This is a genomic window from Janibacter sp. GXQ6167 (assembly GCF_041365945.1).
In the GTDB taxonomy this organism is placed as follows: Bacteria; Actinomycetota; Actinomycetes; order Actinomycetales; family Dermatophilaceae; genus JBGFSK01.
The window spans coordinates 205,423-231,275 of record NZ_JBGFSK010000003.1 but is presented as its reverse complement, the minus strand read 5'-3'; the positions used below and the strand labels follow the sequence as shown (position 1 = coordinate 231,275).

Here is a 25,853-nt window from a genome sequence, read left to right as displayed (position 1 = left end):
CCTACGGGCCCGGCCTTAAGGCAGCGCCACGGATCCTCACGGGCGATCCCCAGCCGGGCGTGTTCTGCTGCGCGCGGGCCGATCCTCCCCACGAAAAGGCGACACCGGCCCGACCGGCCGTTAGATGATGAGCCGGCAGGAACGACACCGAAGGGAGGGGCCATGACGAATAACGCCCCCTTCCAGCACGCAGGAGCGGCTCCGCCCCCGCCGCCGCGCCCACCACGGCGCCGACGCCCGTCGCTCGGGGGGCCGATCATGCTCCTCGTCACGGCCCTGCTCATCTCGGCCGGGATCGGCAGCGGTCACCTCCCTCCGCTCGCCCAGTGGCCCGAACGCGCCTCGGACATGGTGAGCCAGGCCGCGTCGGGCGAGGTTGGCGCGACGAGCACGCCGGCGCCCCCGCAGAGCACCGCGGGCCTCATCACACCGGCCTCCGGTTCCGGGCCGGCTCCGAAACAGGGCCTGCGCGAAGGGCAGGACTATGCCCTCTGGCGCAGCCCGAGCGGACAGCTCGTGCGGTGGAGCTGCGATGCCCCCATCCGGATCGTGGTCGCGAAGGGGGCCCCGCAAGGAACGGCCACCGCCCTTCGCTCGATCGCCGAAGAACTGGCCTCGGTGAGCGGACACCGCTTCACCGTCTCGGCGCGCTCGGAGTCCGAGCGCGGCGCGATCACCGTGCACTATGCCAAGCCCGGCGTCTCGATCGATGGGATCCGCGTCACCGGGAACGAGATGGGGCGCGGAGGCCCTCGGTTCGCCGCGGACGGTTCGATCCTGCGCGGGGTGGTCGTGATGCGCGACACCCCGGACAACCGACCCGGTCAGCGACGTGGGTACGCCGTCTTGAAGCATGAGGTCATCCACGCCATGGGCCTCGACCACGCCGATCAGTCGGCGGCCGAGGTGATGACCCCCCGCCTGCAGGTCGGGGTCATGGGCAACCTCGGGCCGGGTGACCGCTACGGACTCACCCGGGTCGGCTGCTGGTAGCCGAATGCCGTCGGGTGTGGACCGGGCGCCCACGAGACGGCTCGGCGGACTGTCAGCGCGGCGTTCTACCCTTTTGGTCATGACGACGACCGCGACGCCCCCTTCGACGACGACCGCGGCGGGCGAGGCGAGCCCGCACGAGGTCGTGCGCGAGCTCGCCACGCGGGCCCAGAGCGCCTCTCGGCGCCTGGCGCTGCTCCAGCGCGCCGAGAAGGACGCTGCCTTGCTCGCGCTCGCGGATGCGATCGACGCCGCGAGCGAGCAGATCGTCGCCGCGAACCACGAGGACCTGGCCCGCGGCGAGGCCGAGGGCTTCGCCGAGAGCATGCTCGATCGGCTGCGGCTCGACGCCGACCGGGTCGCTGCCGTCGCCGATGCCCTGCGCGATGTCGCGGCGCTCGCGGACCCCGTCGGGGAGGTGGTGCGGGGTTCGACCCTCGCCAATGGGCTCCAGATCCGACAAGTGCGGGTGCCGATGGGCGTCATCGGGATGATCTACGAGGCTCGGCCCAATGTCACCGTGGACGCCGCCGGGCTTGCCCTGAAGTCCGGCAATGCGGTCATCTTGCGCGGAGGCAGCGCGGCCGCGAGCACCAATGCCGCCCTGGTCGCGGTCATGCGAGACGCGCTGGAGGGGGAGGGCTTGCCCGCTGATGCGGTGCAGCTGCTCGAAGGGGGTCACGACGTCGTCACCGCATTGATGACCGCTCGGGGTCTGGTCGACCTGCTGATCCCGCGGGGTGGAGCGGGCCTGATCCAGGCCGTGGTCACTGGTTCGACGGTCCCGGTCATCGAGACCGGCAGCGGCAATTGCCATGTCTACGTCGATGCCGCCGCCGATCTCGACAAGGCACTCGCGATCACGCTCAACGCCAAGACCCACCGCCCGAGCGTCTGTAATGCGGCCGAATCGCTCCTGGTCCACCGCGAGATCGCCGATCGCTTCCTGCCGGCGGCGCTCGCGGCGCTCGCCGAGAAGGGGGTCCTCCTGCACGGCGATAGCGCGACGCGCGAGCGCGCGGGCGATGTGGAAGTCGATGAGGCGAGCGAGGTCCACTACGACACCGAGTTCCACGGGCTCGAGATGAGCGTGGCCGTCGTCGATGACATCGACGCTGCGCTCGAGCACGTTCGGCGCTATTCGACGAAGCACTCCGAAGCGATCGTCACCGAGGACCGCGCCGCCGCCCGCCGGTGGATGGCGGAGGTGGACGCCGCGGCGGTGCTCGTTAATGCGAGCACCCGGTTCACCGACGGCGGAGAGTTCGGCTTTGGTGCCGAGATCGGGATCTCCACCCAGAAGTTGCACGCGCGGGGACCCATGGCGCTGCCGGAACTCACGAGCACCAAGTGGATTGTCGAGGGCGACGGCCAGGTGCGCTAAGCACGCTCCACCCGCCTCGCTCAACGGGAGAAGGCCCTTCGGCAGCTGCCGAAAGGCCTTCTCCTTCGACGGGCAGCGATCTCCACGGCGACAAGTGGACATCGACGGCGCCTAACTCAACCGTCGACGGCATGCCCTGTACGGACGATGAGAGCCTCGGAGCCTACGTCGCCTGCGGGCCGATCGGCCCCTTGCAGATCCGTTATCCCCCTCGTCCAAGACCCTTGTCTAATCGTCGCGCGCCGGTGGGTGCAAGTCGGTACGCCCGGATGTCGCCAGGCGGTCGTCACGCACACGTTCATCCACAGTGAGAGCGGCGTAACCTCGCGGACACCTGATGGGCTGTGGACAACCTCGGTGGATGACGGCCCCTCAGGTGAGCCTGTGGGTGGCCCCGAACGCCCTTCGCCGCGCGATAGGCTGCCCCCATGCTGAACACGCTCGCCATCCTCGCTGCCGAGGCCGAGAACACCATCGAACTGCCCATGTCGCGGTGGGCTTTCGGCGGGATCGCGCTCGCCCTCTTCCTCGTCCTCTTCCTCATCTTGTGGTCCTTCCGCGGCACCGCGCAGAAGATCGCCGAGTCCGGGAGCACCCACCACGACCACGGCGAACACGGTCATGACGGGACGCACCACTGAAGAAACACCGCTTGGGGGTGATGGGCGGGACCTTCGACCCGATCCACCACGGGCACCTTGTCGCAGCGAGCGAGGTGGCCTCGTTGCTTGACCTGGACGAGGTGGTCTTCGTGCCGACGGGTGAGCCGTGGCAGAAGGCGAGCGATCAGGTCAGTCCGCCCGAACACCGCTACCTGATGACGGTCGTCGCGACCGCCTCGAACCCGCGTTTTACCGTCAGCCGGGTCGATATCGACCGGCCCGGTCCGACCTACACGATCGACACGCTGCGCGATCTGGCCGAATTGCGCCCCGAGAGCGAACTGTTCTTTATTACCGGCGCCGACGCGTTGGCCCAGATCTTGTCGTGGAAGGACGCCGACGAGTTGTGGGATCTCGCCCACTTCATTGGGGTCACGCGGCCTGGCTACGAACTCTCCGAGTCGGGCCTGCCTGCCGACCGGGTCTCGCTGAAAGAGGTCCCGGCGATGGCGATCAGTTCGACGGACTGCCGCGAACGGGTCGCTGCCGGCGAGCCCGTCTGGTACCTCGTGCCGGACGGCGTCGTGCAGTACATCAACAAGTACCACCTCTACCAGGAGACTCCGACCACGTGAGTGCCAGCGAACGAGCCACCCAGCTCGCCACCATCGCCGCCCAGGCCGCCGAGGAAAAACTCGCGTCGAGCATCGTCGCGCTCGATGTCAGCGACCAGATGCCCCTGACCGACATCTTCGTCATCGTCTCGGCCGACAACGAGCGTCAGGTCGCCGCGATGGTCGAAGAAATCGAGGATCGGCTGCGCGTCGAGGCCGACATCAAACCCCTTCGTCGCGAAGGGGACAAGGACGCTCGCTGGGTGTTGTTGGACTTCGGCGACATCGTCGTGCACGCCCAGCACGATGACGAGCGGGAGTATTACGAGCTGGCCCGCCTCTGGAAGGACTGCCCGGTCATCGACCTCGGCGTCAGCGGCCAGCCCGACGAGTCGTGAGCACCGCCGACGCCGCGAAGCAGGGCGAAGGGGGAGACGCAGCGGCAGCGCGTGCGCCGCGCCAGATCATCGTCATGCGGCATGGTCAGACGGTCAGCAATGCCCAGGGCATCTGGCAGGGGCATCTCGATCACGAGTTGTCTGAACTGGGCCACATCCAAGCCGCCAAGGCCGCGGCGGCTCTCGTCTCGCACCATCCTGTGCGGGTCGTCGCCAGCGATCTGCAGCGTGCCCGAGTCACCGGGCAGGACGTCGCCCACGCGTGCGGTGTCGAACTTGAGATCGACCCGCGGTGGCGGGAGATCCATGCCGGTGGATGGCAGGGCCTCACCGGCGACCAGGTCCGGGAGCGGTACCCGGAGGACATGGAGCGGCTGATCAGCGGCGAGGACTTCCGCCGCGGCGGCGACGGGGAGTCGGTCGCCGACGTTGCCCTGCGAACGGGGGAGGCCATCCGCGAGTTGGCGCACGATCTCGCTCCCGGTGAATGCGCGATCGTTGCGACCCACGGAGTCGCCGCGCGCGCCGCCGCCGCCGAGCTCGTTGGGATGGACCAGCGGCTCGCTTGGCGTGTCCTCGGCGGCCTCGGGAACGCGGCCTGGGCGGTCCTCGAAGAGGGGCGCGCCGGGTGGCGGATCGTTACCTGGAATGCCTCTGCGGGCGAACTGCACGGCCGGTTCTGACCGCAGGGCTGGCGCGATTTGGAAATCCAGGGGGTGCTCTGGGTAAACTCGCGCAGTCGCCTTCACCGGTGACATCGCTTGGCCTGGTGCCTCGCGAGGGGCTGTAGCGCAGTTGGTAGCGCACCTCCATGGCATGGAGGGGGTCAGGGGTTCGAATCCCCTCAGCTCCACCCAAAGTGTCTTACGGGAACACGCGACATCGAAAGATGTGGTGTGTTCCCGTTTGGCTTCCTTGACTTCGTCGCCGCCCTGGTGTGCTTCGCGGAAGATGGTGGCGAAGGGCTCAGCCAAGGTGGGGCGGAGTTGTTCGTCGTCGGTGATGTCCAGGCGGGTGTAGAACGCTTGGTTCGCGATCCTGCGGTCGGCGTCGCCGGAGTACTGGTAGGCGCGGTGCGCATCTGTCAGGAGCCGCAGGCTGTCGTGGAGGAACCCGCGCCCGCCCGTGTGGTGCTCGCTGTGCTCGGCCAGGCGACGGTTCACGTCCGCCAGGCCCGCGCGGATGCGGTCTTGGTGGCGCTTGAGCGTCGCGAGGTCGATCGCGTCCGCGAAGTGCGCGGCAAGCAGCTTGTCGCTCTCTGCTTCAAGCCTCGCCCGGTTGGCGGTGAGGTCGGCGAACTCTTGATCGCGTCCCGCGCTGCGCTTGTCGAATGCGGCGTCGACTTCGGCGGCGAGGTGCCGGTATTCGGCCTCGCTGATGGTGATGTTGCCGTAGGAGCTCTCGACCAGGCGCTCCGCAACCTGCACGGGCACGGCCCGTCGGGTACAGGTGGTCTTCTTCGCTGCTCTGCCGGAGCAGACGAAGTAGGCATAGGTCGTGCCGCGCGGGTTGGTGGCGAAGTCCAGCAGCATCCTCGACCCGCAGGTGCCGCAGTGCAGCAGGCCCTTCAGATGGTGAGCATGCTGCACGTGCCGGGTTGCGTGCGCGTTGCGCGCCTTCAGCAGCGATTGCACCTGATCGAACAGCGCGGGCTCCACGATGGGTGCGTGCGCGCCGGGATGCAGCGCGCCCTTGTAGCGGATCACCCCGGCGTAGTACGGGTTCGTCAACACACGGTAGAGAGCGTTCTTCCCCAGCGGCTTCGACGGACGCTTCGGCGACGGCACCGACAGCAGGCCACGCGCGGTGAGGTCACGCAGCAGCGCAGTCACAGAGGTCTCGCCGGTGGCGTACTGCTCGAACGCCCAGACGATCAGAGGCGCGCGTTCGGGATCGACCTCGACCGTGCGTACCTCGCGGCCTCGCTCGTCGGTGCGGCGCACGTTCAAGTAGCCGATGGGTGCGCGTCCGGGGGTGCCGCCCTGAGCGACCTTCTGTGTGAGCCCCTTGGTGACTTCGGCGGCCAGGTTGCGGCTGTAGAACTCAGCGATGGACGACATGATGCCGTGGACGAGCATCCCCGACGGGGTCTGGTCGATGGACTCGGTGGCGGACACGAGGGTGACCCCGGCGTTGATGAGGGCTTCGTGAATCTTCACGTCATCGGCGCGGTTGCGGGCGAGCCGGTCGAGCTTATGCACGATGCAGAAGGTGACGCGGGTCGCGGCGATGAACGCCAGCATGTCCTGCAGCCCGTCACGGTCTGCCGAGCGTGCGGACTCTCCGGCGTCGATGAACTCGCGCACGACCCGCGTCCCCAGCTCGTCGGCCTTCCGCGCGTTCGCCTCGCGCTGGGCCGGGATCGAGAAGCCTTCCTCAGTGCCGCCGCGCTCGGCCTGCTCACGCGTCGACACACGGAGGTAGGAGACGGCGAGCAGCACGGACGCATCGGCGGCCCGCTCGGACGTCGTGGTGTCGAGTGTCGCGCTGCTCATGCTGGACCTCCTTTCTGGTGGTCACGTATCCGACTCATCGGTGCTGTTTGACGGTCCCGCAAATCTTGCGGGACCGTGTTCCGGGTTCGCGATCTGACGGACGCTCTCCGGGACCGGGAGCCCGTAGGGGTCTGGCTCGCCGTTCAGCCAGGCACGGTGCCGTGCCTCGGCGATGCTGAGCACCCACTCGATGAGCTTGCCCTGATCAGGCTCGTCTCGCCGCGTCGCCCGAAGGCGCAAACGCCGATCTTCAGTCCTCATGCCAGGTAGGTGCGCAGCACTTCCCAGAACCCGGATCACCGGAGTGAATTACTGCCCTCCACCGCGCCCTCGATCCGGACGACACGCCTCTTGCAGATCAAGGACCGGACTAGTTCGTATGGAATTGTTATGCCGCCAGACTACCGCTCTTCGGCTGCCTCGGGCAGAGCGAGCTTCGGCAGATGGAGCAGACCCCGCCCAAGAGCCGCTGCGAACAGTTCCTCCGCCAGAGCATCGAACTCCGGCGCGAGGAACCGTGCTGCCGCGTCCGCGACGTCGAGGTCGGCGCCTGGCTCGTCGGCCCGCAGTCGCACCACGATCACGGCACGGATGTCGTCACACCAGTCCTGGGTTGCGGTTGCCAGCGACGGGATCGCTCCAGCGACCGCGTCAGCAAGGAGCCTGACCAGGGCTTGTCCTTCCTTGCGGGCGAACAGCCGATCCAGCGCCGCCACGATAATGGCCCGTACTTCTTCAACCTCGGAACCTTCGGGCGCGGGGCTGCCGTCGAGGAACGCGATCGTGCTCGCTCGCATGCGACTGACCGCATCCAGCGCAAGCCCCTCCTTCCCCTTGCCGGGGAAGTGGTGATACATGCTCCCGTGCCCCACCCCGGAGCGTTGCTGGAACATCTGCGGGCTCGTCGCCTCGAACCCTCGTTCTGCCAGTAGCGCGCAAGCCGCAGCGACGAGCTTCTGCTTCGAGTCATACGCCGGACGACCCGGCCCACGCCGCATCTCCACCATCGCACCCACTCCTCGCCTCACGGCCCAACCGGCAAGCTACCAATTTCGTACAGACTAGTACGGACCTTGATCTGCAAGACGCGTGGCAGGCTGACGGAGATGGTCGTCGCCTTGTTGAGTTCGCGGCCTCACCGACTCGATGTCGGACCCCGCCGATACGATTGGGTACTCAGACAGATGTTCGGGGGATGGAGTGCGTGGTGTTCAACTCGAAGTTGCGGAAGCGTGCCGTTGAGAGCTTCAACGAAGCGGTCGAGCGGTATGCCGCGTCGACTGGCAGGTTCGAGACTGCTGTCGCGGGGCTGTACAGCCTCCGCGTAGGGGCGGCGCAGCAGGTCGGGGCGGTCTCCGATCACATCAACGCCCTCGCGAACGTGCCCCGCGAGTTCAAGGTCTCGCTTGAGCGGACTACTGCGGAGATCCGCTCCTTCGAGGGCAAGCAGAGTGAGATCAAGAAGGCCGAGGCACAGGCGAAGCGGAACGCCAAGGGCTCTGCGGCAGGTGCGTCGCTCGGAGCGCTCGGCGTGGCGGTCGCGACCATGGGGCCGACTGTGGCGATGGGAGTCGCGACGACCTTTGGGGTTGCGTCCACCGGCACGGCCATTGCGAGCCTGTCCGGCGCCGCGGCGACGAGCGCGGCCCTTGCTTGGCTCGGTGGTGGCACGCTCGTGGCGGGCGGCGGAGGGATGGCGGCAGGCACCGCGCTCCTCGCATTGGCTGGGCCAGTCGGCTGGACGATCGCGGGCGGCGCGGCACTGGTCTCCGCAAGTGTCGGTACTGTCGCCGCTGTGAAGAACAAGAAGGCAGCCGAGGACTTGAACAGGGAGCGGCTTGAGGTCGAGGCAGCAATCCGGCGCTTCGATCAAACGACCGCCGAAGTCGAAGCGCTGCGGGAGTTGACCTTGACCCAAACGGAGCAGGTCGCCGAACTGAGCAGCCAAGTTCCCACTGCGGACTATCAGTCCTTCTCCGACGACGAGAAGCGGCTAGCGGCGGCGCTCGTAAATGCAAACCTCACCCTCGCACAGTTGATCAACAAGGAGATCGAAGTCGATGCCGAGGCATAGCACTACCGAGAACGCGGTCGCGCAGGGTATCGCTGCACAGGTCAACTACCTCGAGTCAACTCGAGTCGCGGAGTTCGCATCGACCTTGGAACGGATTCTCGTCAGCGAGACCGACGAACTGGCCAAGGTGGCGTCGCGTGAGGCTCGGGCAGTACTTCACCTAGACCTGGCACGAATCAACGCACAGGGGATAATCGACGCCAACCGTGGGGGCGCGACAGGGCTACACGGCTTCATCGCTGAGTACGCGGAAGCAGGAGTCACAAATGCAGAACGCGCGATAAACGGCATCCGACCTCTGACCCGCGTGCTGGCCGACAATGGGCCAGCCGACCTCAGCTCGTGGGGCGTCCCGGTGCAGATGAAGTTCTACGCCAACCCGTACAACGAGGTTCTTCAATCGGCGCACTACCGGGACATGAAGATGATGTTCCCACAGAACCACTTCGAAGTCTTCGACAGAATCATGCGAGGTGAGACCTACCTCGAAGTTGATGGCTCGGCCCTGTCCGCTAAGAAGGTCAACGCAATCCGTGAGTTCATCGAGCAGGAGAGCGCTGCGCGCGGAGAGCCATACACCAACTGGATGAGGCCCTCCAAGTTGGAGTACGCCGAGGTTCAACGGGGTGCGATCGGCGACACGTTGGATGAGAAGACCGCCGCCATGCGTCAACGAGCGGAGGACCAGCGACAGCAGGTCAGGGACGAGTCTGACACCAAGCGGGCCAGCGCGGCTCAGCAAGCTGCGCCATCCTGGGGCGAAGCGGCAAAGGTTGCGGGTACAGCAGCCGCAGTCCAGGGGGCGCTGTCGTTCGGGGTGTACGTCTACCGCCGGCACCGTGAGGGCACCAGCATCTGGGAGTTCAGCAAGGACGACTGGCGAGAGGGCGGCATTGAGACCGCCAAGGGTGGCCTCAAGGGTGGCGTCTCGGGTCTTGCGATCTACGGACTCACCCAGGTCTGTCGGATGGGTGCACCCGCCGCCGCTGCCGTTGCCTCGGGAACGATCGGGCTCGCAACCGCTGCGGCAAACCGCAGGGCCGGAAAGCTCGACGACGATGAGTTCGCCGACCTCGTGTTCTTCAACGCGATCGAGGCAACGGGCGCTGCGGTAGGAGCAGGACTCGGCCAGGTTCTCATCCCGATCCCGATCCTCGGCGCGGTCGTGGGCTCAATCGCGGCGAGCATGATCCTCGGCCAGGGCAAGAAGTTCCTGAGCGAGGCCGAGAACGACGCAATCAGAGCGCGCGAAGCTGAAATCCAGGCGTATGTAGACGGGCTCGACGCGGAACTCCAGGCCGAATACGTTCGTATCCTCGCGGAGCACGACTACTACCGCGACCTCCAGAATCGCGCCTTCGACATCACCGCGAACGTCGAACTCCAACTCCTAGGCTCGATCGAACTCGCTCGATCTATCGGCGTGCATGAGGAACAGATTCTCCACACCCTTGCCGAAGCCGATGCCTACTTCCTCGGCGCTGCTCCGTCACCAGTGGTGCCGTCTACACCGGAGGTCAGTGTTCCGGAGTAGCCGGGCCGGTAGGACCGCGTTGCCTCGCTGACGACTACTCGACCCACGAGTAGCAGCCGCTCACGCTGGACGCGTCTTTGCCCATACCGTGCCCCGGTGGACGTCGAAGTGATGAGCAATCGCGTTGACGCTGACACCATTGGCGCGGGCTGTTCGCATAGCGTCCACTTCCTCGTCAGTGAGTCGTGTTCGAGGTCGTTTCTTTGGTTCCGCCGACGCGCCGATCAGAGGGTCATCGGCCTCGCCTTCGGGCTCGGCATCCTCACGAGTGCCTTGATTCCACGCGGAAACAAGCCTCTCAACCCGATGTCGCCTGTTCCCGCAACGCTCCATTGCTTCCACAGCGCAATTGACGAAGAGGGCAGACCAGACGGTCTGCCCTCTTTGTCGTGTGTGCCCCACCTCGGCACGCCGAGATGGCCCGCCGTATTCGGGCAGGCCGTCGGGGCGTAGCAGCTAGGTGTGCCAGGTGACGGTCGTCGCGGTGATGGTGGCGGTGAGGTCGAGTTGGTGGACGCGGGTGTGGTGGCGCCGACAGAGCAGAGCGGCGTTGGTCAGGTCGGTCGGCCCGCCACGGGACCACCACGTGAGGTGGTGCGCGTCGCACCACTGTGGCGGCATGGTGCAGCCCGGGTACGTGCAGCCCTGGTCGCGGTGCCAAATCGCGAGGCGTTGGCCGGGAGTAAAGAGGCGTTTGGTTCGGCCGAGGTCCAGGCTCTGACCAGTGCCGGAGAGAACCATCGGGATGATTCCGGCGTCGCAGGCCATGCGTCGCACGACGGAGGGGGCGAGGACCTGACCGGTGGCGGTGGTCCCGGCATGGTGGGTCGGGCGCGGGTCGTACAGGGCCGCTGGAAGGGGCAGTCCGTCGTCATCGCGATGGGTGGGTAGGGCTTCGGCGAGGGCGGCGTAGCCGATGGTGACGACGACATGGGCCTTGTCAGTCGTGGGGGCCTGCCCAGGCGCGGAGACGCCGCGTTGGATGATCTCGACAAGGGCGTCGGCGCGGCGGCGGGCTGGTGGTCGGCGGTCGGGTCCGTCGGCGTCGGGTTGCGGGGCTGACAGGGCGGCGACGGCGGCATCGAGGATCGCGGCGCCTTCGGGGTCGAGCAGCAGTTTGTAGCCGGTCAGTCCGGCGGGCCCGGCCAGGTAGTAGAGGCCGCGTCCGGCGCGGGCGCGAGTGTCATCGCGCTCGATCGCGCGCGCGGGGCGAACCAGTCGGCCGGCGCGGGTGATCGCGGTCGCGAGCTGCCGCTCGGTGATCCCCGGGATCCGCTCGCTGCATGCACTGCTCGGGGAGGGGTCGTCGTCGCGAGCGGCAGTGACGATCGCGCCGAGGGTCGCGGCGAGCAGGGCGGGGTCGGCGACGGGGCTGGTCTGCTCGGCGAAGCGAGCGAGCTGGTCGGTTTTGGCCAGCGAGAGATGTCCGCTGGCGAAGACCGTGAGGATGTCGCCGAGATCGGCGGGAGCGGGTTCCTCACCCCACCCGGCGCTGGGGCCCCGCACGCCAGGATCGGTCAGTGCCACGTCGTCCGGGTCCGTTGGGACCAAACCCAGGCTCTGGCTGGCCCTGGCCAAGCGGATCACCTGAGCGGTGTGCGCTGCCGCGGGTTGCGGGGCGCGTGCCCCTTCGGCGCGGGTCATCCAGTCGTGGGTGCTGTACCCAGCGTCGCGGTCCAAGCCGCGGCCGATGCCTTCGCGCACCAATGCCACTTCCAGGACATCCAGGGCGTGCCTGGCCACCGAGAGCGTGGCCAGCGCGGAGGACACCTCGCGCTCGCCGAGGCGCCACACCTCGCGTGGATCGCAGCAGGTCAGCAGCGATTCGATCCGTGCCAAGACACCGGAGAGCTCCCTGGTGTCCTGATCCACGGCCGTCGTGCTCATAGAACAAGTGTCCTATCGAGCACCGACAACCCTCCGACACATCAGCCATCCGACAGATGGTGAGCCCGGCCCAGCGCACTCGGCGGACCGTGCGGTCGCGCCGGGCCCTGAGGCGCGCCATGATGGCAGTCATGACCACGCAGCCCGGAATCCTTGTCGTCGGCCCATCCGAGCACGCCTTCTTGACCTACCGGCTGAAGGGGGAGGAGCAGGCGGAGGGAGCGCTCAAGGCTCTCGCCGGGCTCCTCACCCAGGAACCGACCACCGCCGGAACCGCCGTGGTCGTCGGTGTCCGCCCGAGCATCTGGGCGGCGCACGCCGCGAGCGAGGACGTACCCGAAGGGGTCGAGGACTTCACCGAACCCATCGTCGGGCCGGATGGGTTCACGATGCCAGCGACCCAGACCGACCTCTGGGCGTGGATTCAAGGTGGCGACCGCAGCACGATCTTCGACGCGACGGTGGCGACCACGAAGGCGCTCGCCCCCTTCGCCACCCCGGTCGAGGAGACGATCGGGTGGGCCTATCGGGAGCACCGCGATCTCACCGGCTTCATCGACGGGACCGAGAATCCCAAGGCCGGGATCGCTCCCGCCGTCGTCGGGGTCCCGGCGGGGGAGCCGGGCGCGGGCTCGGCGGTCCTGCTCTATCAACTGTGGGCGCATGATGTCGTCGACTGGGCGGAGCAGGGGACCAAGCGCCAGGAGTACGTGATGGGTCGGACCAAGACCGACTCGATCGAGCTCGAACCCGATGTGATGCCGGCGACCTCCCACGTCTCGCGGACCACGGTGAAGGTCGACGGCGAAGAGTTCCAGATCTTCCGGCGCAATGTCGCCTACGGGACCCCGAGCGACCACGGGACGGTCTTCGTCGGTTTTTGCGCCAAGCAGTGGACCCTGGCGGAAATGTTGCGGCGGATGGCGGGCGTCGGCGACGGCGTGCGCGATGATCTCACCCGTTTTACCACCCCGCTCACCGGCGAGTACTTCGTCATTCCGGCGCTCGAGGCGCTCGTCAAGCTCTCTCCCGTCGCGGACGATGACGACTGAGTGGGGCAGTAAAATCTTCATCTGATTCAGGTTTGCTGACGGAAGAAGCGCGCTCTATCGTGGTGCCTACCTGTCTTCTTTCAGCGATCCTGATGTGAGGTGTTTCCCCAATGTCGGTCTTCCCGAAGGTCCTCGTGGACCAGGCGCACAGCAGCGCGTGGTCGCTCGAGCGCGAGCAGGCGTCCACGATGAACCCTGCCAATCCGGCCGACGCCTCGCTGGCTCGGGCCGCCGAGGTTCTGAGCGCTCGCGGCTTTGAGGTGCTCGCCCATCGCGAGGAGCCCCTTACGACCGAGGCGCTCGATGGGCACGACGTCCTCGTGATCGCCCACCCCGCCGAAGGGCGCGCCGAGCGGGTCGCCGGGTCCCTCCCGCCCGTCCTTGCCCCCGAGGAACTTGACGCCATCGAGTCCTACGTCCGCTCCGGCGGAGGCCTCGTGGTGCTGGGGGAGTGCGACCAGGACACCTATGGCAACAACGTCAACGCCCTGCTCGACCGCTTCGGCCTCACGATCGCGAGCACCCTGGTGCATGAATCCGCCGAAGGGGGTCGCCGGCACCTGGGCAACGCGACCTGGATCCTCGCCGAGCCCGGCGAGGGACTCGCCCAGGGCCTGCTCGCCGGGGTCGATGAGCTGTGCTTCTACCGCGCCGGGACCATCGACACCTCCCGCGCCCCGGAGGCTGTCGTCCTCGCGCGCACCAGCATGACGGCGCACCCGGCCAACGCTCCGCTCGCGGTTGCGCTGCCGGTCGACGCCGGCCGCCTCGTCGTGCTCGCCGACTCCGACCTCGTCGGCGACGACTCGATCGACGAACTCGACCACGTCCGCCTGTGGTCCAACCTCGTGACCTGGGCCGCCGGTGGTCGCCGCGCAAGCGCCTCGGACACCGCCGCCGCGAGCGCCGTCGCCTCGGACCCGCACTGGCTCGCGCTGAAGGCCGCGGTCGAAGAGCTGCGCCTCATGCAGTCCAAGGATGGTTCGATCGACGGCGAGGCTCATGACCTCGCCCGGGCCCGTGAGCTCGCCGAGGTGATGACGACCGAGATTGCGGCTCTCGCGCCTCACTTCCCGCACGACCTCGATTACCTGAACGCCCTTCCGGTCGACATCGCCCGATGGGTTGACGGGGGATTCGGCGTGCCGGACTTCATGGATTCGCTCGCCGCCTTCCGCCCCGACCTGCACCGCCAGGACGGCATCGAGCACCTCGTGGTCTTCCCGATGTACACCCAAAACGGCAACCCCAACCGGGTCTTCGAGGCGATCCTGCTCACCGTCCAGTGGCCGCAGTGGCTGGCCGAGGTCGAGCGCACCTACGACAACAGCGCCTTCCTCGCCGTCACCTTCATCGACTTCACGCCCGGCTATGACACCCACTCGGCGGTGCTCTTCCCCGAGACCGTGGCGGTGCGCGAGGTGCAGCAGTACACCTGGGGCGCGATCTTCTGCGATCGCGAGGCCGCCCGCTTCCGCCGCGTCGTCGACGCCGCCTCGGACGTGCTCAGCCTGGAACTGCCGCCGGACGCCGAGCGCCTCGTCGCCTCGCAAGAGCTCGCCCAGTCGACCTTCGCCATGTGGGACCTGATCCACGACCGGACCCACAGCCACGGCGACCTGCCCTTCGACCCCTTCATGATCAAGCAGCGGATGCCGTTTTGGCAGTACGCCCTTGAAGAGCTGCGCTGCGACCTCAACACCTTCAAGCAGGCCGTCGAGCTCGAAAAGCAGGGCCAGCCCTACGCGAAGTCGGTCCAGTACGCGATCCTCTTCGACCGCCTCTTCCGGTTCACGATCACCGGTGAACGCGTGCGCAACTATGACGGGCTGGGCGGGCAGCTCCTCTTCGCCTATCTCCACCGCAATGACGCCCTGCGCTGGACCGACAACCGCCTGCGCTTCGACTGGCGGCGGGTCGCCGAGGTGACGGTCGCGCTCTGCGACGAGGTCGAGCGTCTCTACCGCAGCGGCATCGACCGCTCCCGCGTCGGGCACTGGCTCGCGTCGTACGAGTTCGTCTCCTCCTATGTCGCGCCGCACCCGGCGTCGACCTGGGCGAAGGGGGCCGAGGCGCTGCCGCTCGACGGGCCGGTCAAGGGCCTGGTCGACCTCGTCCAACCCGACGAGTTCCCGCTCAACGTCTTCTACGAGGCGCTGCGCAAGAAGATGACCGATGTCATTGCGAGCACCTCCGGCATCACCGGCGCGACCGCCGAGATCGAGGCCGCGGCATGAGTGGCCTCACCGATCGCGTCGTCGTGGTGACCGGCGCGGGTGGCTCGGCGGGCCCGCCCGCGGTCCGCGCTCTCACCGACGCCGGTGCCCACGTCATCGCCGTGGACCGCGAGGTCGCGCTCGTTGCGCCGCTTGCCGGAGAGCGGGTGAGCCCGGCGGTGGTGAACCTCTTCGACCGCGGCGAAACTCTCGCCTGGGCGCAGGAACTCATCGGCCGGTACGGCCGCATCGATGGCCTGGTCCACCTGGTCGGCGGCTGGCGCGGTGGGAAGGACATCGTTGATGCCGACCCCATCGACTGGCCGGTCCTGCAGGCGCTGCTCGTCGAGACCCTCGTCAACGCGGCGACGGGCCTGCACGACGCGATCAAGGCCAGCGACGATGGGCGGCTCGTGATCATCTCCGCGACGGCGGTCGCGAACCCGACCGCGAAGAACGCCGCGTACGCCGCCGCCAAGGCTGCGGCCGAGACCTGGGTCCGGGCGTGTGGGCAGGGGTGGAAGGACACTCAGGCGGCGGCCGTCCCCCTTCGGATCAAGGCCCTGCTCACCGACGCGATGCGTGAGGCCAAGCCCGAGGCGAAGTTCGCCGGCTTCACCCACGTCGACGACCTCGCCCAGCAGATCGTCGCGCTCTGGGACGAGCCGGCCGCCGACCTTAACGGTCGCGTTCGAGACCTGACCTAGGTGGGTGGCACCATGACCCTCGTGATCGACACCGATACCCCCTTGACCTCGCTCCATGACACCTCCCAGCGCGGTTTCGCGAGCGACAACTACTCCGGGGTCCACCCGGAGGTGCTCGAGGCGATCGCCGCCGCCAATGGCGGCCACCAGGTGGCCTACGGCGAGGACGTCTACACCGAGCGGCTCCAAGAGGTCGTGCGCGAGCTCTTCGGCGAGCGAGCGCAGGCCTACCCGGTCTTTAATGGCACGGGCGCCAACGTCGTCTCGCTCCAGGCGGTCACCGACCGCTGGGAAGCCGTCATCTGCACGCAGACCGCGCACATCCACGTCGATGAGTGCGCGGCGCCGGAGCGGATGGCGGGTCTGAAGCTGCTCACCGTCCCCACCCCGGACGGCAAGCTCACCCCCGAGTTGATCGACATCGCCGCGATCCGCTTTGACGACGAGCACATGGCCCAGGCCAAGGTCGTCTCGATCACGCAGAGCACCGAGCTCGGAACCATCTACTCGGTCGATGAGATCCGCGCGATCGCCGAACATGTCCACTCCCTCGGGATGGTCCTGCACGTCGACGGGGCTCGGATGTCCAACGCCGCCGCGGCACTCGGCGTCAGCTTCAAGGAGATGATCACCGACACCGGGGTCGACATCTGCTCCTTCGGCGGGACCAAAAACGGCCTGCTCCTTGGCGAGATGGTCATCGTGGTGAACCCCGATGCGGTCAAGGGTGTGAAGTACCTCCGCAAGTCCTCGATGCAGCTCGCCTCGAAGATGCGCTTCGTTTCGGCGCAGTTCCTCGCCCTGCTGTCGGGCGACCTGTGGCATCGCGGGGCCGCGCACGCCAACGCGATGGCGGCCCGACTCGCCGAGGCGGTCGGCCAGATCGATGGCGTCGAGATCGTCCGGCCGGTGCAGGCCAATGCCGTCTTCGCGCTGCTGCCGAAGGAGGTCTCGGAGCGACTCATGCGTCGTTTCCGGTTCTACTTCTGGGACGACGCGACCGGTGAGGTCCGCTGGATGTGCACCTTCGATACGACCGAAGAGGATGTCGACGCCTTCGTCGCGGCGCTGCGCGAGGAACTGGCGCGAGGCTGAACTCCCTTCGCCCCGAAGGGAGTTCAGCCAGTGATGCGCGATAGCGTGCAGGAGTGACTCAGGCCCTCGAACTTGTGCGTGAGAACGGCTTCTTCGTTCTCGGGCTGCTCACGCTGACCGCGGGCGCGATCACCCTGCAGCGCTGGGCCAATGTCCATCTCGGCTGGCAGCCGCTCGTCGCGATCCTGCGAGCGATGCTCCAGTTGGGCGTCGTCGCGCTGATCTTGCAGGGCGTCTTATCGACGCCGTGGACGGTCGCCCTCTTCGTGGTGGTGATGTTGGCGACGGCTTCGCTGACCTCAGGTGGCCGGATCCGCGAGCTCTACCGCGGTCGTCAGGCTGCGGTCCTCGGCGTCGTGACCGCATCGCTGATCACGATCGCGTGGGTCTTCACGTTGCACCTCATGGACTGGAATGTCCGCTACCTGATCGCGGTGGCCGGGATCATCATCGGCAACTCGATGAGCGCTGCGACCCTGTCCGGTCGCAACTTCGCGCATCTGACCGCCGAGCGGGGCGACGAGATCGAGGGGTGGCTCGCGCTCGGCGCGCAGCCCGCTCGCGCCCACCGCGAGATCGGCGAGGTCGCGCTCAAAGAGATGCTGATCCCAGGCATCGACCAGACCCGCGCGACCGGCCTGGTGACCCTGCCCGGTGCCTTCGTCGGTGCGCTCATGGGCGGCGCGAGCCCGCTGGAGGCGGCGAAGTTCCAGCTGGTGGTGCTCGCCGGCATTGGCCTCGCGATGACCGTGTGCGGCATCGTCATCACCCGAATCGCGGGCCGCTCACCGACGGTCCCGCGCCCGCAGGCGGCCCAGTAGCCTGACGCAATGAACAGCGTCGTTCTGGAAGTCGTCGGGTGGGTCGGTTCGGCAATCCTTGTCGTCTCGCTCCTGCAGACCAACCTGCGCCGCCTGCGGCTGATCAACTTGATCGGCTGCGTCATCTTGGTCGCCTTCAACGCCGCGCTCGGCGTCTGGCCGATGGTGGGCCTGAATGTCGTGCTGGCCGTGATCAACCTCTACTACCTGATCCAGTTCGCCCGGCAACGCCACGACGCCACCAAATACGAGATCCTGTCCGTCGACGGCGACGACACCTATCTGCGTCACGTGGTGCGGATCCATGAGGCCGACATTCGCCGCTTCAATCCGGGGTGGGTTCACGACCCCTTCGCCGCCGACGATGCCTATCTCGTCCTCCAAGGCGATGAGACCGTCGGTGTGGTCATCGTGCGCGAGGAGGCCCCCGGCGAGGCCCAGGTCGTCTTGGACTATGTGACCGAGAGATATCGCGATCGCTCACCGGGGGAGTTCGTCTTCGGTGAGTCGGGCCCTTTCCGGGGCGGGAAGTACCGCCTGGTGCGGACCCCGGCGGGCATGGTCTCCCCGTATTACGACCGGCTCGGTTTCGCCAAGGAGGGGGACCGCTACGTCCTGCAGGTGGCCTGATCGGTCCGGCCATCAACCCTGAACTCCCGTCGGTAGGGTGAACCGACGACACCTCTACTTTTGTCCGGCCAAGGGGGCGACGGTGCACCAACTGATCGGCGGTCAGCGAACCGCGGGGACCTCGGGGGCAACCCACGAGGTCATCGACCCCTCGACCGGGGAGGTCATCGAAGCCGTCCCGCTCGCGAGCGAGGCCGATGTCGACGCGGCGGTAGCGGCCGCAACGGCGGCGCTGCCTGAGTGGTCCACCGTGCCGCCGGTCGAGCGCGCCTCGGTCCTCGCCAAGGCCGCGGTCCTGCTCGAGGAGATGGCCGAGGAGCTCGCTCAGACCGAACGCCGTCAGTGCGGTAAGCCTATCCGCTTGGCTCGGGAGTTCGATGTGCCGGGCACGATCGATAACACCGCCTTCTTCGGAGGTGCTGCGCGCCGCCTCGACGGGATGGCGAGCGCGGAGTACAGCGGCGAGCACACGAGCCAGATTCGTAGGGAACCGGTCGGCGTCGTGGGGTCCATCGCCCCGTGGAACTACCCACTGCAGATGGCCGCGTGGAAGGTGCTGCCCGCGATCGCGGCGGGCAACACGATCGTGCTCAAGCCCGCCGAGATCACCCCGCTCACCTCGCTGATGTTTGCCGAGGCCCTCCAGCGCGCGGGCGCGCCCGCTGGCGTGATCAATGTCGTGACCGGGTCGGGGCCGGTCGCCGGGGCCCATCTCCTGCGCCATCCGGACGTGGCGATGGTCTCCTTTACCGGCTCGACCGCCGTGGGCCGAACCGTCCTAGAGGCCGCAGCGACCAATGCGAAGCGGTGCACCTCGAACTCGGCGGCAAGGCCCCCTTCGTCGTCTTCGATGACGCAGATCTCGACGCCGCGATCCACGGAGCAGTCGCGGGGTCGATCATCAATTCGGGGCAGGACTGCACCGCCGCCACCCGCGCGATCGTGCACGAGAGCATCGTCGACGACTTCATCGCCGGGGTCGCCGAGCTCTACGGCAAGGTCCAGCTCGGACCGACCGACGACCCGGCGACCGACCAGGGGTCGCTCTCGTCCTTCGCCCACCGCAACAAGGTTGCGGCCATGGTGGAGCGGGCGCGCCGAAGCGCCCGGGTCGTGACCGGCGGTCATGTGCCCGGCGGTGATCTCGCCCGCGGCGCGTACTATCCGCCGACGCTGATCACCGACGTGGCGGCCGACGCCGAGATCGTGAGGGACGAGGTCTTCGGCCCGGTGCTGACCGTGCAGGCCTTCGCCACTGACGATGACGCGATCGCCCTCGCCAATGACACGGTCTACGGGCTCGCGGCCTCCGCCTGGACCCGCGACCTCTATCGCGCCGGGCGTGCCACCCGCGAGATCCGCGCGGGATGCGTCTGGGTCAACGACCACATCCCGATCATCAGCGAGATGCCGCACGGGGGCTACGGACAGTCCGGCTTCGGCAAGGACATGTCCGCGTACTCCTTCGACGAGTACACCAACATCAAGCACGTCATGACCGATATCACCGGCGTCGCCCGCAAGGACTGGCACCGCACGATTTGGGCAAACGGATGAGCCGCCGCTGGGTGCGGCCAGCGCTCTGGGCGCTCGCCGCGGGAGCCACCGTCGCCGACTGGGTCGCGGTGACCACAGATAACCGCCGCCTGGAAATCATCGCCAAGCCGACCGCGATGGGTGGCCTCACGGCCGCGACGATCGCCTCCGGAGTCACCGATCGCCCCGGAGGTCGCGCCGCCGCGCTTGGCATGGTCGGCGGCATCGGCGGCGACACCGCGCTGCTCTGGGGAGATCGCCCAGGCCTGTTCGAGGCAGGGCTGGGGTCCTTCCTGCTCGGCCACCTCGCCTACCTCGAGTCCTTCCGCCAGCGCGGGATGCGCCGAACCGCGTGGATCGTGCCTGGTGCGGCCGTCCTTGCCGCGTGCGTGGTGGCGAGCCGAGATGTCGTCCCGGCGGCGCACCGTGAAGGGGGCCTCGCCGCGTCCGGTCCGGTCGCTGCGTACATGGGCGTGATCGGCGGGATGTCCCTCGCCGCCTGGTCGACCGGCGATCCCGTCACCGGGATTGGGTCCAGTCTGTTCGTGATCAGCGACACCGTGCTCGCCCTGGATCGCTTCGTCGCTCCGGTCCCGCACTCCGGGCCCGGCGTGATGGTGCCGTACCTCCTCGGCCAGGCCCTTCTCGCCATCGGGGCGGTGCGCTCATGACGACCACCGACGAGCAGACGGAGGTGAAGGGGGCACGACGCACCCCCTTCACGCGTCGCCGGATCATCGGCGGGATCCTCGCCGTCGCCCTGCTCGTCGCCGCGGTGCTCCTCGGGCCAACCCTCTGGGTGCGCAGCGCGTCCTCGGGCGAGATCTATAGCGTTGCGAAGGCTCCAGCGCGCCCGACCGCCCTCGTGCTCGGCGCCGGCCTGAGCCGGGACGGCACACCCTCGCCCTTCCTCGCCGCGAGGCTCGATGTCGCCCAACAGCTGCTCGAGCGCGGCGCGGTGCGGGCGATCCTCGTAAGCGGCGATAACCGAACCCACGACTATGACGAGCCCACCGCCATGCGGGATTACCTGGTGGAGCACGGCGTGCCGTCGGAGAAGGTCGTGCTGGATTACGCCGGTCAAGACACCTACGACTCGTGCACCCGGGCCCACCGAATCTTTGGGGCGGAGGCGCTCACGGTCGTCTCGCAGAGCTATCACGTGCCCCGCGCCGTCGCGATCTGCCGGGCCGTCGGGCTCGACGCGATCGGGGTCGGTGACGACACCGCGAAGCGGTTCACCGCGGTGTGGGAGGCGGGAGAGTCGCGCGAGTGGCTCGCCAATATCAAGGCCGCTTGGGACGTCACCACGAGCAGGGACCCGATCCTTGGACAGAGGGAGACGACGCTCGACGACGCCTTGCGCGCCCGGTAGGCCCAGCCCGAGCGTGACCTCCAGGGCTGGGGCAGGAGGGAGGCTAGTAGGGTGACCTCATGGCCGAGCCCCAGCTCCTTAGATTGCCGCGCTGACCTTCCCGCCACCTGGCGAGTCAGACGCGGCCAACCCCTCGACGAGCGAGGGGTTTTCCTATGTCGCAGGCCTGTTGTGTTCGAGCAAGGACGAGAGAAGAACGATGAGCGAGACGCCGTACCGGTACACCGCCCGTTTGGCCGACCAGATTGAGACCGGTTGGCAGGATCGGTGGGAAGCCGAGGGGACCTTCAATGCCCCCAACCCGGCCGGACCCTGGGCCGACCCCGACGCCGTGGAGCGGGACTTCGACGGTCATCTCCTCGTCCTCGACATGTTCCCTTACCCCTCGGGTGCGGGCCTGCACGTCGGTCACCCGCTCGGGTACATCGCGACCGATGTCTTTAGCCGCTACCAGCGGATGCTCGGCAAGAACGTCTTGCACGCCATGGGCTATGACGCCTTCGGCCTGCCCGCTGAGCAGTACGCCGTGCAGACCGGCCAGCATCCGCGGATCACGACCGAGGCCAATATCGTCACGATGCGCCGCCAACTGCGCCGGATGGGTCTCGGCTTCGACGAGCGCCGCACCTTCGCGACGATCGACCCGGACTACTACCGCTGGACCCAGTGGATCTTCCTGCAGATCTACAACGCTTGGTACGACACTGAGGCCGTCCGCGCCGACGGCGGTCTCGGCAAGGCCCGCCCGATCAGCGAGCTGGTCGACCAGTTCGCCTCCGGTGAGCGCGCGACGCCGGACGGACGCGCGTGGGCCGAGCTCAGTGCCACCGAGCAGCACGATGTGCTCTCGGGCTATCGCCTCGCGTACACCCACGAGGCGCCGGTCAACTGGGCCCCGGGCCTTGGCACCGTCTTGTCCAACGAAGAGGTCACCAACGAGGGCCGCTCCGAGCGCGGCAACTTCCCGGTCTTTAAGAAGGCGCTGCGTCAATGGATGATGCGGATCACCGCCTACGCCGACCGGCTCGCCGATGACCTCGACCGCGTCGAGTGGCCCGAGAAGGTCCGCTCGATGCAGCGCAACTGGATCGGCCGTAGCCACGGCGCGCGGGTCACCTTCGCGGTCACGACGACGAAGGGGGAGCAGGAGCAGATCGAGGTCTTCACGACCCGCCCGGACACCCTCTTCGGCGCGACCTTCATGGTCCTTGCTCCCGAGCACCCGCTCGTGCCCGAACTCACGGTGTCGGGGGAGTGGCCCGAGGGCACCCGCCCGGCCTGGACCGGCGGTGCGGCGACCCCTGAAGAGGCGGTGTCGAGCTACCGGCAGGCGGCGGCCCGCAAGACCGACGTCGAGCGCCAGATCGAGGACAAGGTCAAGACCGGCGTCTTCACCGGTAGTTACGCGACGAACCCGGTCAATGGCGCGAAGGTCCCCGTTTTCATCGCCGATTACGTCCTCATGGGGTACGGCACCGGGGCGATCATGGCGGTGCCCTTCGGGGATGAGCGCGACCACGCCTTCGCGACCGACTTCGACCTGCCGATCGTCCCGACGATGCAAGCGCCGGAAGGCTTCCCCGAGGGCCGCGCCTTCACCGGCGATGGACCGGTCATCAACTCCGCTAACGACGAGGTCAGCCTCAACGGCCTCGGCAAGGACGACGCGATCGCGACGATCGTCGCCTGGCTGGAAGGCAAGGGCCTCGGCGAGGCGACCGTCAACTACAAGTTGCGCGACTGGCTCTTCTCCCGGCAGCGCTACTGGGGTGAGCCCTTCCCGATCGTCTTCGACGAGCACGGCGACGCGCACGCCCTTCCCGAGTCGATGCTGCCGGTCGAGTTGCCCGATGTCCCGGACTACTCGCCGAAGACCTTCGACCCGGACGATGACTCCTCGTCGCCCGAGCCGCCCCTGGGCCGGGTCCAGGACTGGGTCGAGGTCGAACTCGACCTCGGCGATGGACTTAAGACCTACCGCCGCGAGACGAACACGATGCCCAACTGGGCCGGTTCGTGCTGGTACTACCTGCGCTATCTCGACCCGGAGAACTCGGCGGCGCTGGTCGACCCGGGCAACGAGGTCTACTGGATGGGCCCGCGCCCGCAAGCCGTGCCCGGCGCGCCGGAGGGCGTCACCGACCCGGGTGGGGTGGATCTCTACATCGGCGGGGTCGAGCACGCGGTGCTGCACCTGCTCTATGCCCGCTTCTGGCACAAGGTCCTGCACGACCTGGGGCATTTGACGAGCGAGGAGCCCTTCCGCCGCTACTTCGCGCAGGGGTACATCCAGGCCCACGCCTACCGCGACCACCGCGGCCAGCCGGTGCCGGCCGCCGAGGTGGAAGAACACCTCGCCGAGGACGGCACCCGGTCGTGGACCTGGCAGGGCGAGGAGGTCACTCAGGAGTACGGCAAGATCGGCAAGTCGCTGAAGAACGTCGTCTCGCCCGACGAGATGTATGAGCAGTACGGCGCCGACACCTTCCGGGTCTACGAGATGTCGATGGGTCCGCTGGAGCTGTCCAAGCCGTGGGAGACCCGAGCGGTTGTCGGGAGCCAGCGCTTCCTGCAACGTCTGTGGCGCAACGTGATTGACGAGGAGACTGGCGAGGTGCGGGTCGTTGACGCGCCGCTCGATCCGGCGACCGAGCGGATCATGCACCAAACCATCGACGCGGTCGCTCGGGACTACGGGACGCTCGGCTTCAACACCGCGATCGCCCGCCTGATCGAGTTCAACAACGCCTTGACCCGACTCGACGCGGTGCCACGAGTAGCCGCGGAGGCGATCGTGCTGATGGTGGCGCCGGTCGCGCCGCACATCGCCGAGGAGCTGTGGTCGCGCCTTGGCCACGAGTCCTCGCTCACCTACGAGCGCTTCCCCGAGGTCGACCCGAGCAAGTTGGTCGAGGAGAGCGTCACGTGCGTCATCCAGATCAAGGGCAAGGTGCGCGATCGCGTCGAGGTGCCGCCCGGCATCAGCGAGGACGACCTGCGTGAGCTGGTCCTCGCCCGCGAGAAGGTCAAGGCGGCGACCGAAGGGGGGATCCGCACCGTGATCGTGCGAGCCCCCAAACTCGTCAACGTCGTCCCGGCGTAATCCGGGCGCTAGCCTCACCCTCGTGACGACCGCGCTGCTCACCGACTCGACGGCCTGCCTCGCGCCTCAATGGGCCGACGAGCACGGTGTCGCCGTGGTGCCTCTGCACGTGATCGTGGACGGGCGCAACCACGTCGAAGGGCGCGACATCAGTGCTCCCGAGGTCGCGACGGCCCTGCGGAGCAAGCAGCGCGTGACGACCTCTCGGCCGTCGCCGCAGGCGTTGCTGGCGGCGTACGAGAATTTGGCGACGCAAGGGGCCGACGAGATCGTCTCGGTCCACCTGTCGAGCGAACTCTCCGGGACCGTGGCGGCGGCGCAACTCGCTGCTGCCGAGGCGTCGGTGCCGGTCACGGTCGTGGACTCGCGCACCCTGGGGATGGCGATGGGAGCGGCGGTTCTCGATGGCGCGCGGGCAGCCGCGACGGGAGCAGCAGCCGATGACGTCGCCACGGTGGTTGAGCGCAGCTGTGTCGCGGGCTCCCTTCGGCTCTACGTCGACAACCTTGAGTATCTGCGCAGGGGTGGCCGGATTGGTTCGGCAGCCGCGCTCTTTGGCTCGGCCCTCGCGATCAAGCCGATCCTCGGGGTGATCGACGGCGAACTCGCCTTGGTCGAAAAGGTGCGGACCGCGAGCCGGGCCATGGCGCGACTGGCGGAGCTCAGCGTCGAGGCGGTGAGCGAGGTGCCGGCCTGGGCCGACGGCGTTCAGATCGCGGTCCACCACCTTGACCTCGCCGAACGCGCCGCCGATCTGCGCGACCAACTGGCGAGTCAGGTCGACGCGCCCGTGCGGATCGTCGACCTCAGCGCGGTGATCGCCGCCCACGTCGGGCCGGGAGCCATCGCGGTTGCGGTCTCGCCGGTCGAACGCACCTGATCCTGCCCCCCGTGGTCCACACCTCGCCGGAGCGAGGTTCCCTTATCCACCGCGACCGGTCCTGGCGTGAAGGGGGATATGCCCGCGCCTAGCGTCGGCGGGCATGAGCCGAGCGTCGAGCGAACCCTCCGAGCGCCTGCTGCGGATCCTGGGGGAAGCACGCAGCGATCACGACGACCTGCGCGATCCCCCTCGCGAGGAGCCGTCGCTCATCACCATCCCGCGACATCTTCGTCAAGGGCGGGTCGACGTGCGGGGCCGCGCGGTGGTGGGTTTCGCGGTCGTCGTGATGGTCGCCCTCGCTGTCCTTGGGGTCCGGTTCGTTGTGGCGGAGCGGCACAGCCAACCGGTCCCGGTGAGCAGCGACCCGGTCATGCAGGCGGGGGACCGGGCCGCCTTCACCTCGCCGTCGCCTGGTGGGTCGACCCAGGCGACGGCGACCCCGCCTCCGGCGAGC

General features: G+C 67.9%; 21 protein-coding genes, 1 tRNA gene and 2 pseudogenes. 21 read left to right on the top strand and 3 right to left on the bottom strand.

What is annotated here, in order from left to right; genetic code table 11:
• Positions 1–162 precede the first annotated feature (162 nt).
• The 7 genes from AB8K43_RS06055 (at position 163) to AB8K43_RS06025 (ending at position 4,844) form a co-directional block, all read left to right on the top strand.
• Positions 163–993, top strand: coding sequence for a hypothetical protein (locus AB8K43_RS06055; RefSeq protein ID WP_370892484.1), 831 nt, complete (start codon positions 163–165; stop codon positions 991–993).
• Positions 994–1,072: 79 nt separating this feature from the next.
• Complete coding sequence (locus AB8K43_RS06050) at positions 1,073–2,377, top strand: glutamate-5-semialdehyde dehydrogenase (RefSeq protein ID WP_370892482.1); 1,305 nt, start codon at positions 1,073–1,075, stop codon at positions 2,375–2,377.
• 428 nt (positions 2,378–2,805) lie between these two features.
• The gene (locus AB8K43_RS06045; protein ID WP_370892481.1) at positions 2,806–3,018 is read left to right on the top strand and encodes a hypothetical protein; all 213 of its coding nucleotides are present in this window, start codon (positions 2,806–2,808) and stop codon (positions 3,016–3,018) included.
• Positions 3,019–3,029: 11 nt separating this feature from the next.
• Entirely contained in the window at positions 3,030–3,614 is a 585-nt protein-coding gene (gene nadD / locus AB8K43_RS06040) for a nicotinate-nucleotide adenylyltransferase (protein ID WP_370892479.1), read from the top strand.
• A complete protein-coding gene (gene rsfS, locus AB8K43_RS06035) occupies positions 3,611–3,991 on the top strand; it encodes a ribosome silencing factor (protein WP_370892477.1) in 381 nt (126 codons plus the stop codon). Before nadD ends, rsfS begins: the two co-directional genes overlap by 4 nt.
• The gene (locus AB8K43_RS06030) at positions 3,988–4,674 is read left to right on the top strand and encodes a histidine phosphatase family protein (RefSeq protein WP_370892475.1); all 687 of its coding nucleotides are present in this window, start codon (positions 3,988–3,990) and stop codon (positions 4,672–4,674) included. The genes rsfS and AB8K43_RS06030 overlap by 4 nt, the downstream gene beginning before the upstream one ends.
• Positions 4,675–4,771: 97 nt before the next feature.
• A tRNA-Ala gene (locus AB8K43_RS06025) sits at positions 4,772–4,844 on the top strand.
• Between the two features lie 607 nt (positions 4,845–5,451).
• Here AB8K43_RS06025 and AB8K43_RS06020 read toward each other — a convergent pair.
• Positions 5,452–6,486: pseudogene (locus tag AB8K43_RS06020) on the bottom strand (recombinase family protein); the annotation flags it as partial.
• Positions 6,487–6,887: 401 nt separating this feature from the next.
• The gene (locus AB8K43_RS06015; protein WP_097850926.1) at positions 6,888–7,493 is read right to left on the bottom strand and encodes a TetR/AcrR family transcriptional regulator; all 606 of its coding nucleotides are present in this window, start codon (positions 7,491–7,493) and stop codon (positions 6,888–6,890) included.
• A 200-nt stretch (positions 7,494–7,693) separates the two neighbouring features.
• Here AB8K43_RS06015 and AB8K43_RS06010 point away from each other — a divergent pair, with 200 nt between their 5' ends.
• Both AB8K43_RS06010 and AB8K43_RS06005 read left to right on the top strand, forming a co-directional pair.
• The gene (locus AB8K43_RS06010) at positions 7,694–8,560 is read left to right on the top strand and encodes a hypothetical protein (RefSeq protein ID WP_370892472.1); all 867 of its coding nucleotides are present in this window, start codon (positions 7,694–7,696) and stop codon (positions 8,558–8,560) included.
• A complete protein-coding gene (locus AB8K43_RS06005; protein ID WP_370892471.1) occupies positions 8,547–10,094 on the top strand; it encodes a hypothetical protein in 1,548 nt (515 codons plus the stop codon). The genes AB8K43_RS06010 and AB8K43_RS06005 overlap by 14 nt, the downstream gene beginning before the upstream one ends.
• Before the next feature lie 456 nt (positions 10,095–10,550).
• Here AB8K43_RS06005 and AB8K43_RS06000 read toward each other — a convergent pair whose 3' ends face one another.
• Positions 10,551–11,981: a DUF222 domain-containing protein gene (locus tag AB8K43_RS06000; protein WP_370892469.1), complete on the bottom strand. Its 1,431-nt coding sequence runs from the start codon at positions 11,979–11,981 to the stop codon at positions 10,551–10,553.
• Between the two features lie 131 nt (positions 11,982–12,112).
• Here AB8K43_RS06000 and AB8K43_RS05995 point away from each other — a divergent pair, with 131 nt between their 5' ends.
• The 12 genes and pseudogenes from AB8K43_RS05995 to AB8K43_RS05940 all read left to right on the top strand — a co-directional run.
• Positions 12,113–13,033, top strand: coding sequence for a Dyp-type peroxidase (locus tag AB8K43_RS05995; protein WP_370892467.1), 921 nt, complete (start codon positions 12,113–12,115; stop codon positions 13,031–13,033).
• Between the two features lie 110 nt (positions 13,034–13,143).
• The gene (locus AB8K43_RS05990) at positions 13,144–15,270 is read left to right on the top strand and encodes a DUF6421 family protein (RefSeq protein WP_370892465.1); all 2,127 of its coding nucleotides are present in this window, start codon (positions 13,144–13,146) and stop codon (positions 15,268–15,270) included.
• The gene (locus AB8K43_RS05985; RefSeq protein ID WP_370892463.1) at positions 15,267–15,956 is read left to right on the top strand and encodes an SDR family NAD(P)-dependent oxidoreductase; all 690 of its coding nucleotides are present in this window, start codon (positions 15,267–15,269) and stop codon (positions 15,954–15,956) included. Before AB8K43_RS05990 ends, AB8K43_RS05985 begins: the two co-directional genes overlap by 4 nt.
• A gap of 12 nt (positions 15,957–15,968) precedes the next feature.
• Positions 15,969–17,051, top strand: coding sequence for a low specificity L-threonine aldolase (locus AB8K43_RS05980; protein ID WP_370892461.1), 1,083 nt, complete (start codon positions 15,969–15,971; stop codon positions 17,049–17,051).
• Positions 17,052–17,104: 53 nt separating this feature from the next.
• The gene (locus tag AB8K43_RS05975; RefSeq protein ID WP_370892459.1) at positions 17,105–17,872 is read left to right on the top strand and encodes an ABC transporter permease; all 768 of its coding nucleotides are present in this window, start codon (positions 17,105–17,107) and stop codon (positions 17,870–17,872) included.
• Positions 17,873–17,881: 9 nt separating this feature from the next.
• The gene (locus AB8K43_RS05970) at positions 17,882–18,502 is read left to right on the top strand and encodes a hypothetical protein (RefSeq protein ID WP_370892458.1); all 621 of its coding nucleotides are present in this window, start codon (positions 17,882–17,884) and stop codon (positions 18,500–18,502) included.
• Positions 18,503–18,539: 37 nt separating this feature from the next.
• Positions 18,540–20,059, top strand: a pseudogene (locus AB8K43_RS05965) (gamma-aminobutyraldehyde dehydrogenase).
• A complete protein-coding gene (locus AB8K43_RS05960; protein WP_370892456.1) occupies positions 20,056–20,709 on the top strand; it encodes a lysoplasmalogenase in 654 nt (217 codons plus the stop codon). Before AB8K43_RS05965 ends, AB8K43_RS05960 begins: the two are co-directional and overlap by 4 nt.
• On the top strand, positions 20,706–21,413 hold the full coding sequence (locus tag AB8K43_RS05955; protein WP_370892454.1) for a vancomycin high temperature exclusion protein: 708 nt from the start codon (positions 20,706–20,708) through the stop codon (positions 21,411–21,413). The genes AB8K43_RS05960 and AB8K43_RS05955 overlap by 4 nt, the downstream gene beginning before the upstream one ends.
• 199 nt (positions 21,414–21,612) lie before the next feature.
• Complete coding sequence (gene leuS / locus AB8K43_RS05950; protein WP_370892452.1) at positions 21,613–24,516, top strand: leucine--tRNA ligase; 2,904 nt, start codon at positions 21,613–21,615, stop codon at positions 24,514–24,516.
• Positions 24,517–24,538: 22 nt separating this feature from the next.
• Positions 24,539–25,396, top strand: coding sequence for a DegV family protein (locus AB8K43_RS05945; protein WP_370892450.1), 858 nt, complete (start codon positions 24,539–24,541; stop codon positions 25,394–25,396).
• A gap of 103 nt (positions 25,397–25,499) precedes the next feature.
• Positions 25,500–25,853: hypothetical protein (locus AB8K43_RS05940; RefSeq protein ID WP_370892448.1), on the top strand; the 354-nt coding region annotated here is incomplete at its 3' end.

Excerpts from the sequence above, each read along its gene's own strand:
- AB8K43_RS06055 (WP_370892484.1), top strand. The coding sequence starts at position 163 with ATGACGAATAACGCCCCCTTCCAGCACGCAGGAGCGGCTCCGCCCCCG.
- AB8K43_RS06050 (WP_370892482.1), top strand. The coding sequence starts at position 1,073 with ATGACGACGACCGCGACGCCCCCTTCGACGACGACCGCGGCGGGCGAG.
- AB8K43_RS06045 (WP_370892481.1), top strand. The coding sequence starts at position 2,806 with ATGCTGAACACGCTCGCCATCCTCGCTGCCGAGGCCGAGAACACCATC.
- AB8K43_RS06015 (WP_097850926.1), bottom strand. The coding sequence starts at position 7,493 with ATGGTGGAGATGCGGCGTGGGCCGGGTCGTCCGGCGTATGACTCGAAG.
- AB8K43_RS06005 (WP_370892471.1), top strand. The coding sequence starts at position 8,547 with ATGCCGAGGCATAGCACTACCGAGAACGCGGTCGCGCAGGGTATCGCT.
- AB8K43_RS06000 (WP_370892469.1), bottom strand. The coding sequence starts at position 11,981 with ATGAGCACGACGGCCGTGGATCAGGACACCAGGGAGCTCTCCGGTGTC.
- AB8K43_RS05995 (WP_370892467.1), top strand. The coding sequence starts at position 12,113 with ATGACCACGCAGCCCGGAATCCTTGTCGTCGGCCCATCCGAGCACGCC.
- AB8K43_RS05990 (WP_370892465.1), top strand. The coding sequence starts at position 13,144 with ATGTCGGTCTTCCCGAAGGTCCTCGTGGACCAGGCGCACAGCAGCGCG.
- AB8K43_RS05985 (WP_370892463.1), top strand. The coding sequence starts at position 15,267 with ATGAGTGGCCTCACCGATCGCGTCGTCGTGGTGACCGGCGCGGGTGGC.
- AB8K43_RS05980 (WP_370892461.1), top strand. The coding sequence starts at position 15,969 with ATGACCCTCGTGATCGACACCGATACCCCCTTGACCTCGCTCCATGAC.
- AB8K43_RS05970 (WP_370892458.1), top strand. The coding sequence starts at position 17,882 with ATGAACAGCGTCGTTCTGGAAGTCGTCGGGTGGGTCGGTTCGGCAATC.
- AB8K43_RS05960 (WP_370892456.1), top strand. The coding sequence starts at position 20,056 with ATGAGCCGCCGCTGGGTGCGGCCAGCGCTCTGGGCGCTCGCCGCGGGA.
- AB8K43_RS05955 (WP_370892454.1), top strand. The coding sequence starts at position 20,706 with ATGACGACCACCGACGAGCAGACGGAGGTGAAGGGGGCACGACGCACC.
- leuS (WP_370892452.1), top strand. The coding sequence starts at position 21,613 with ATGAGCGAGACGCCGTACCGGTACACCGCCCGTTTGGCCGACCAGATT.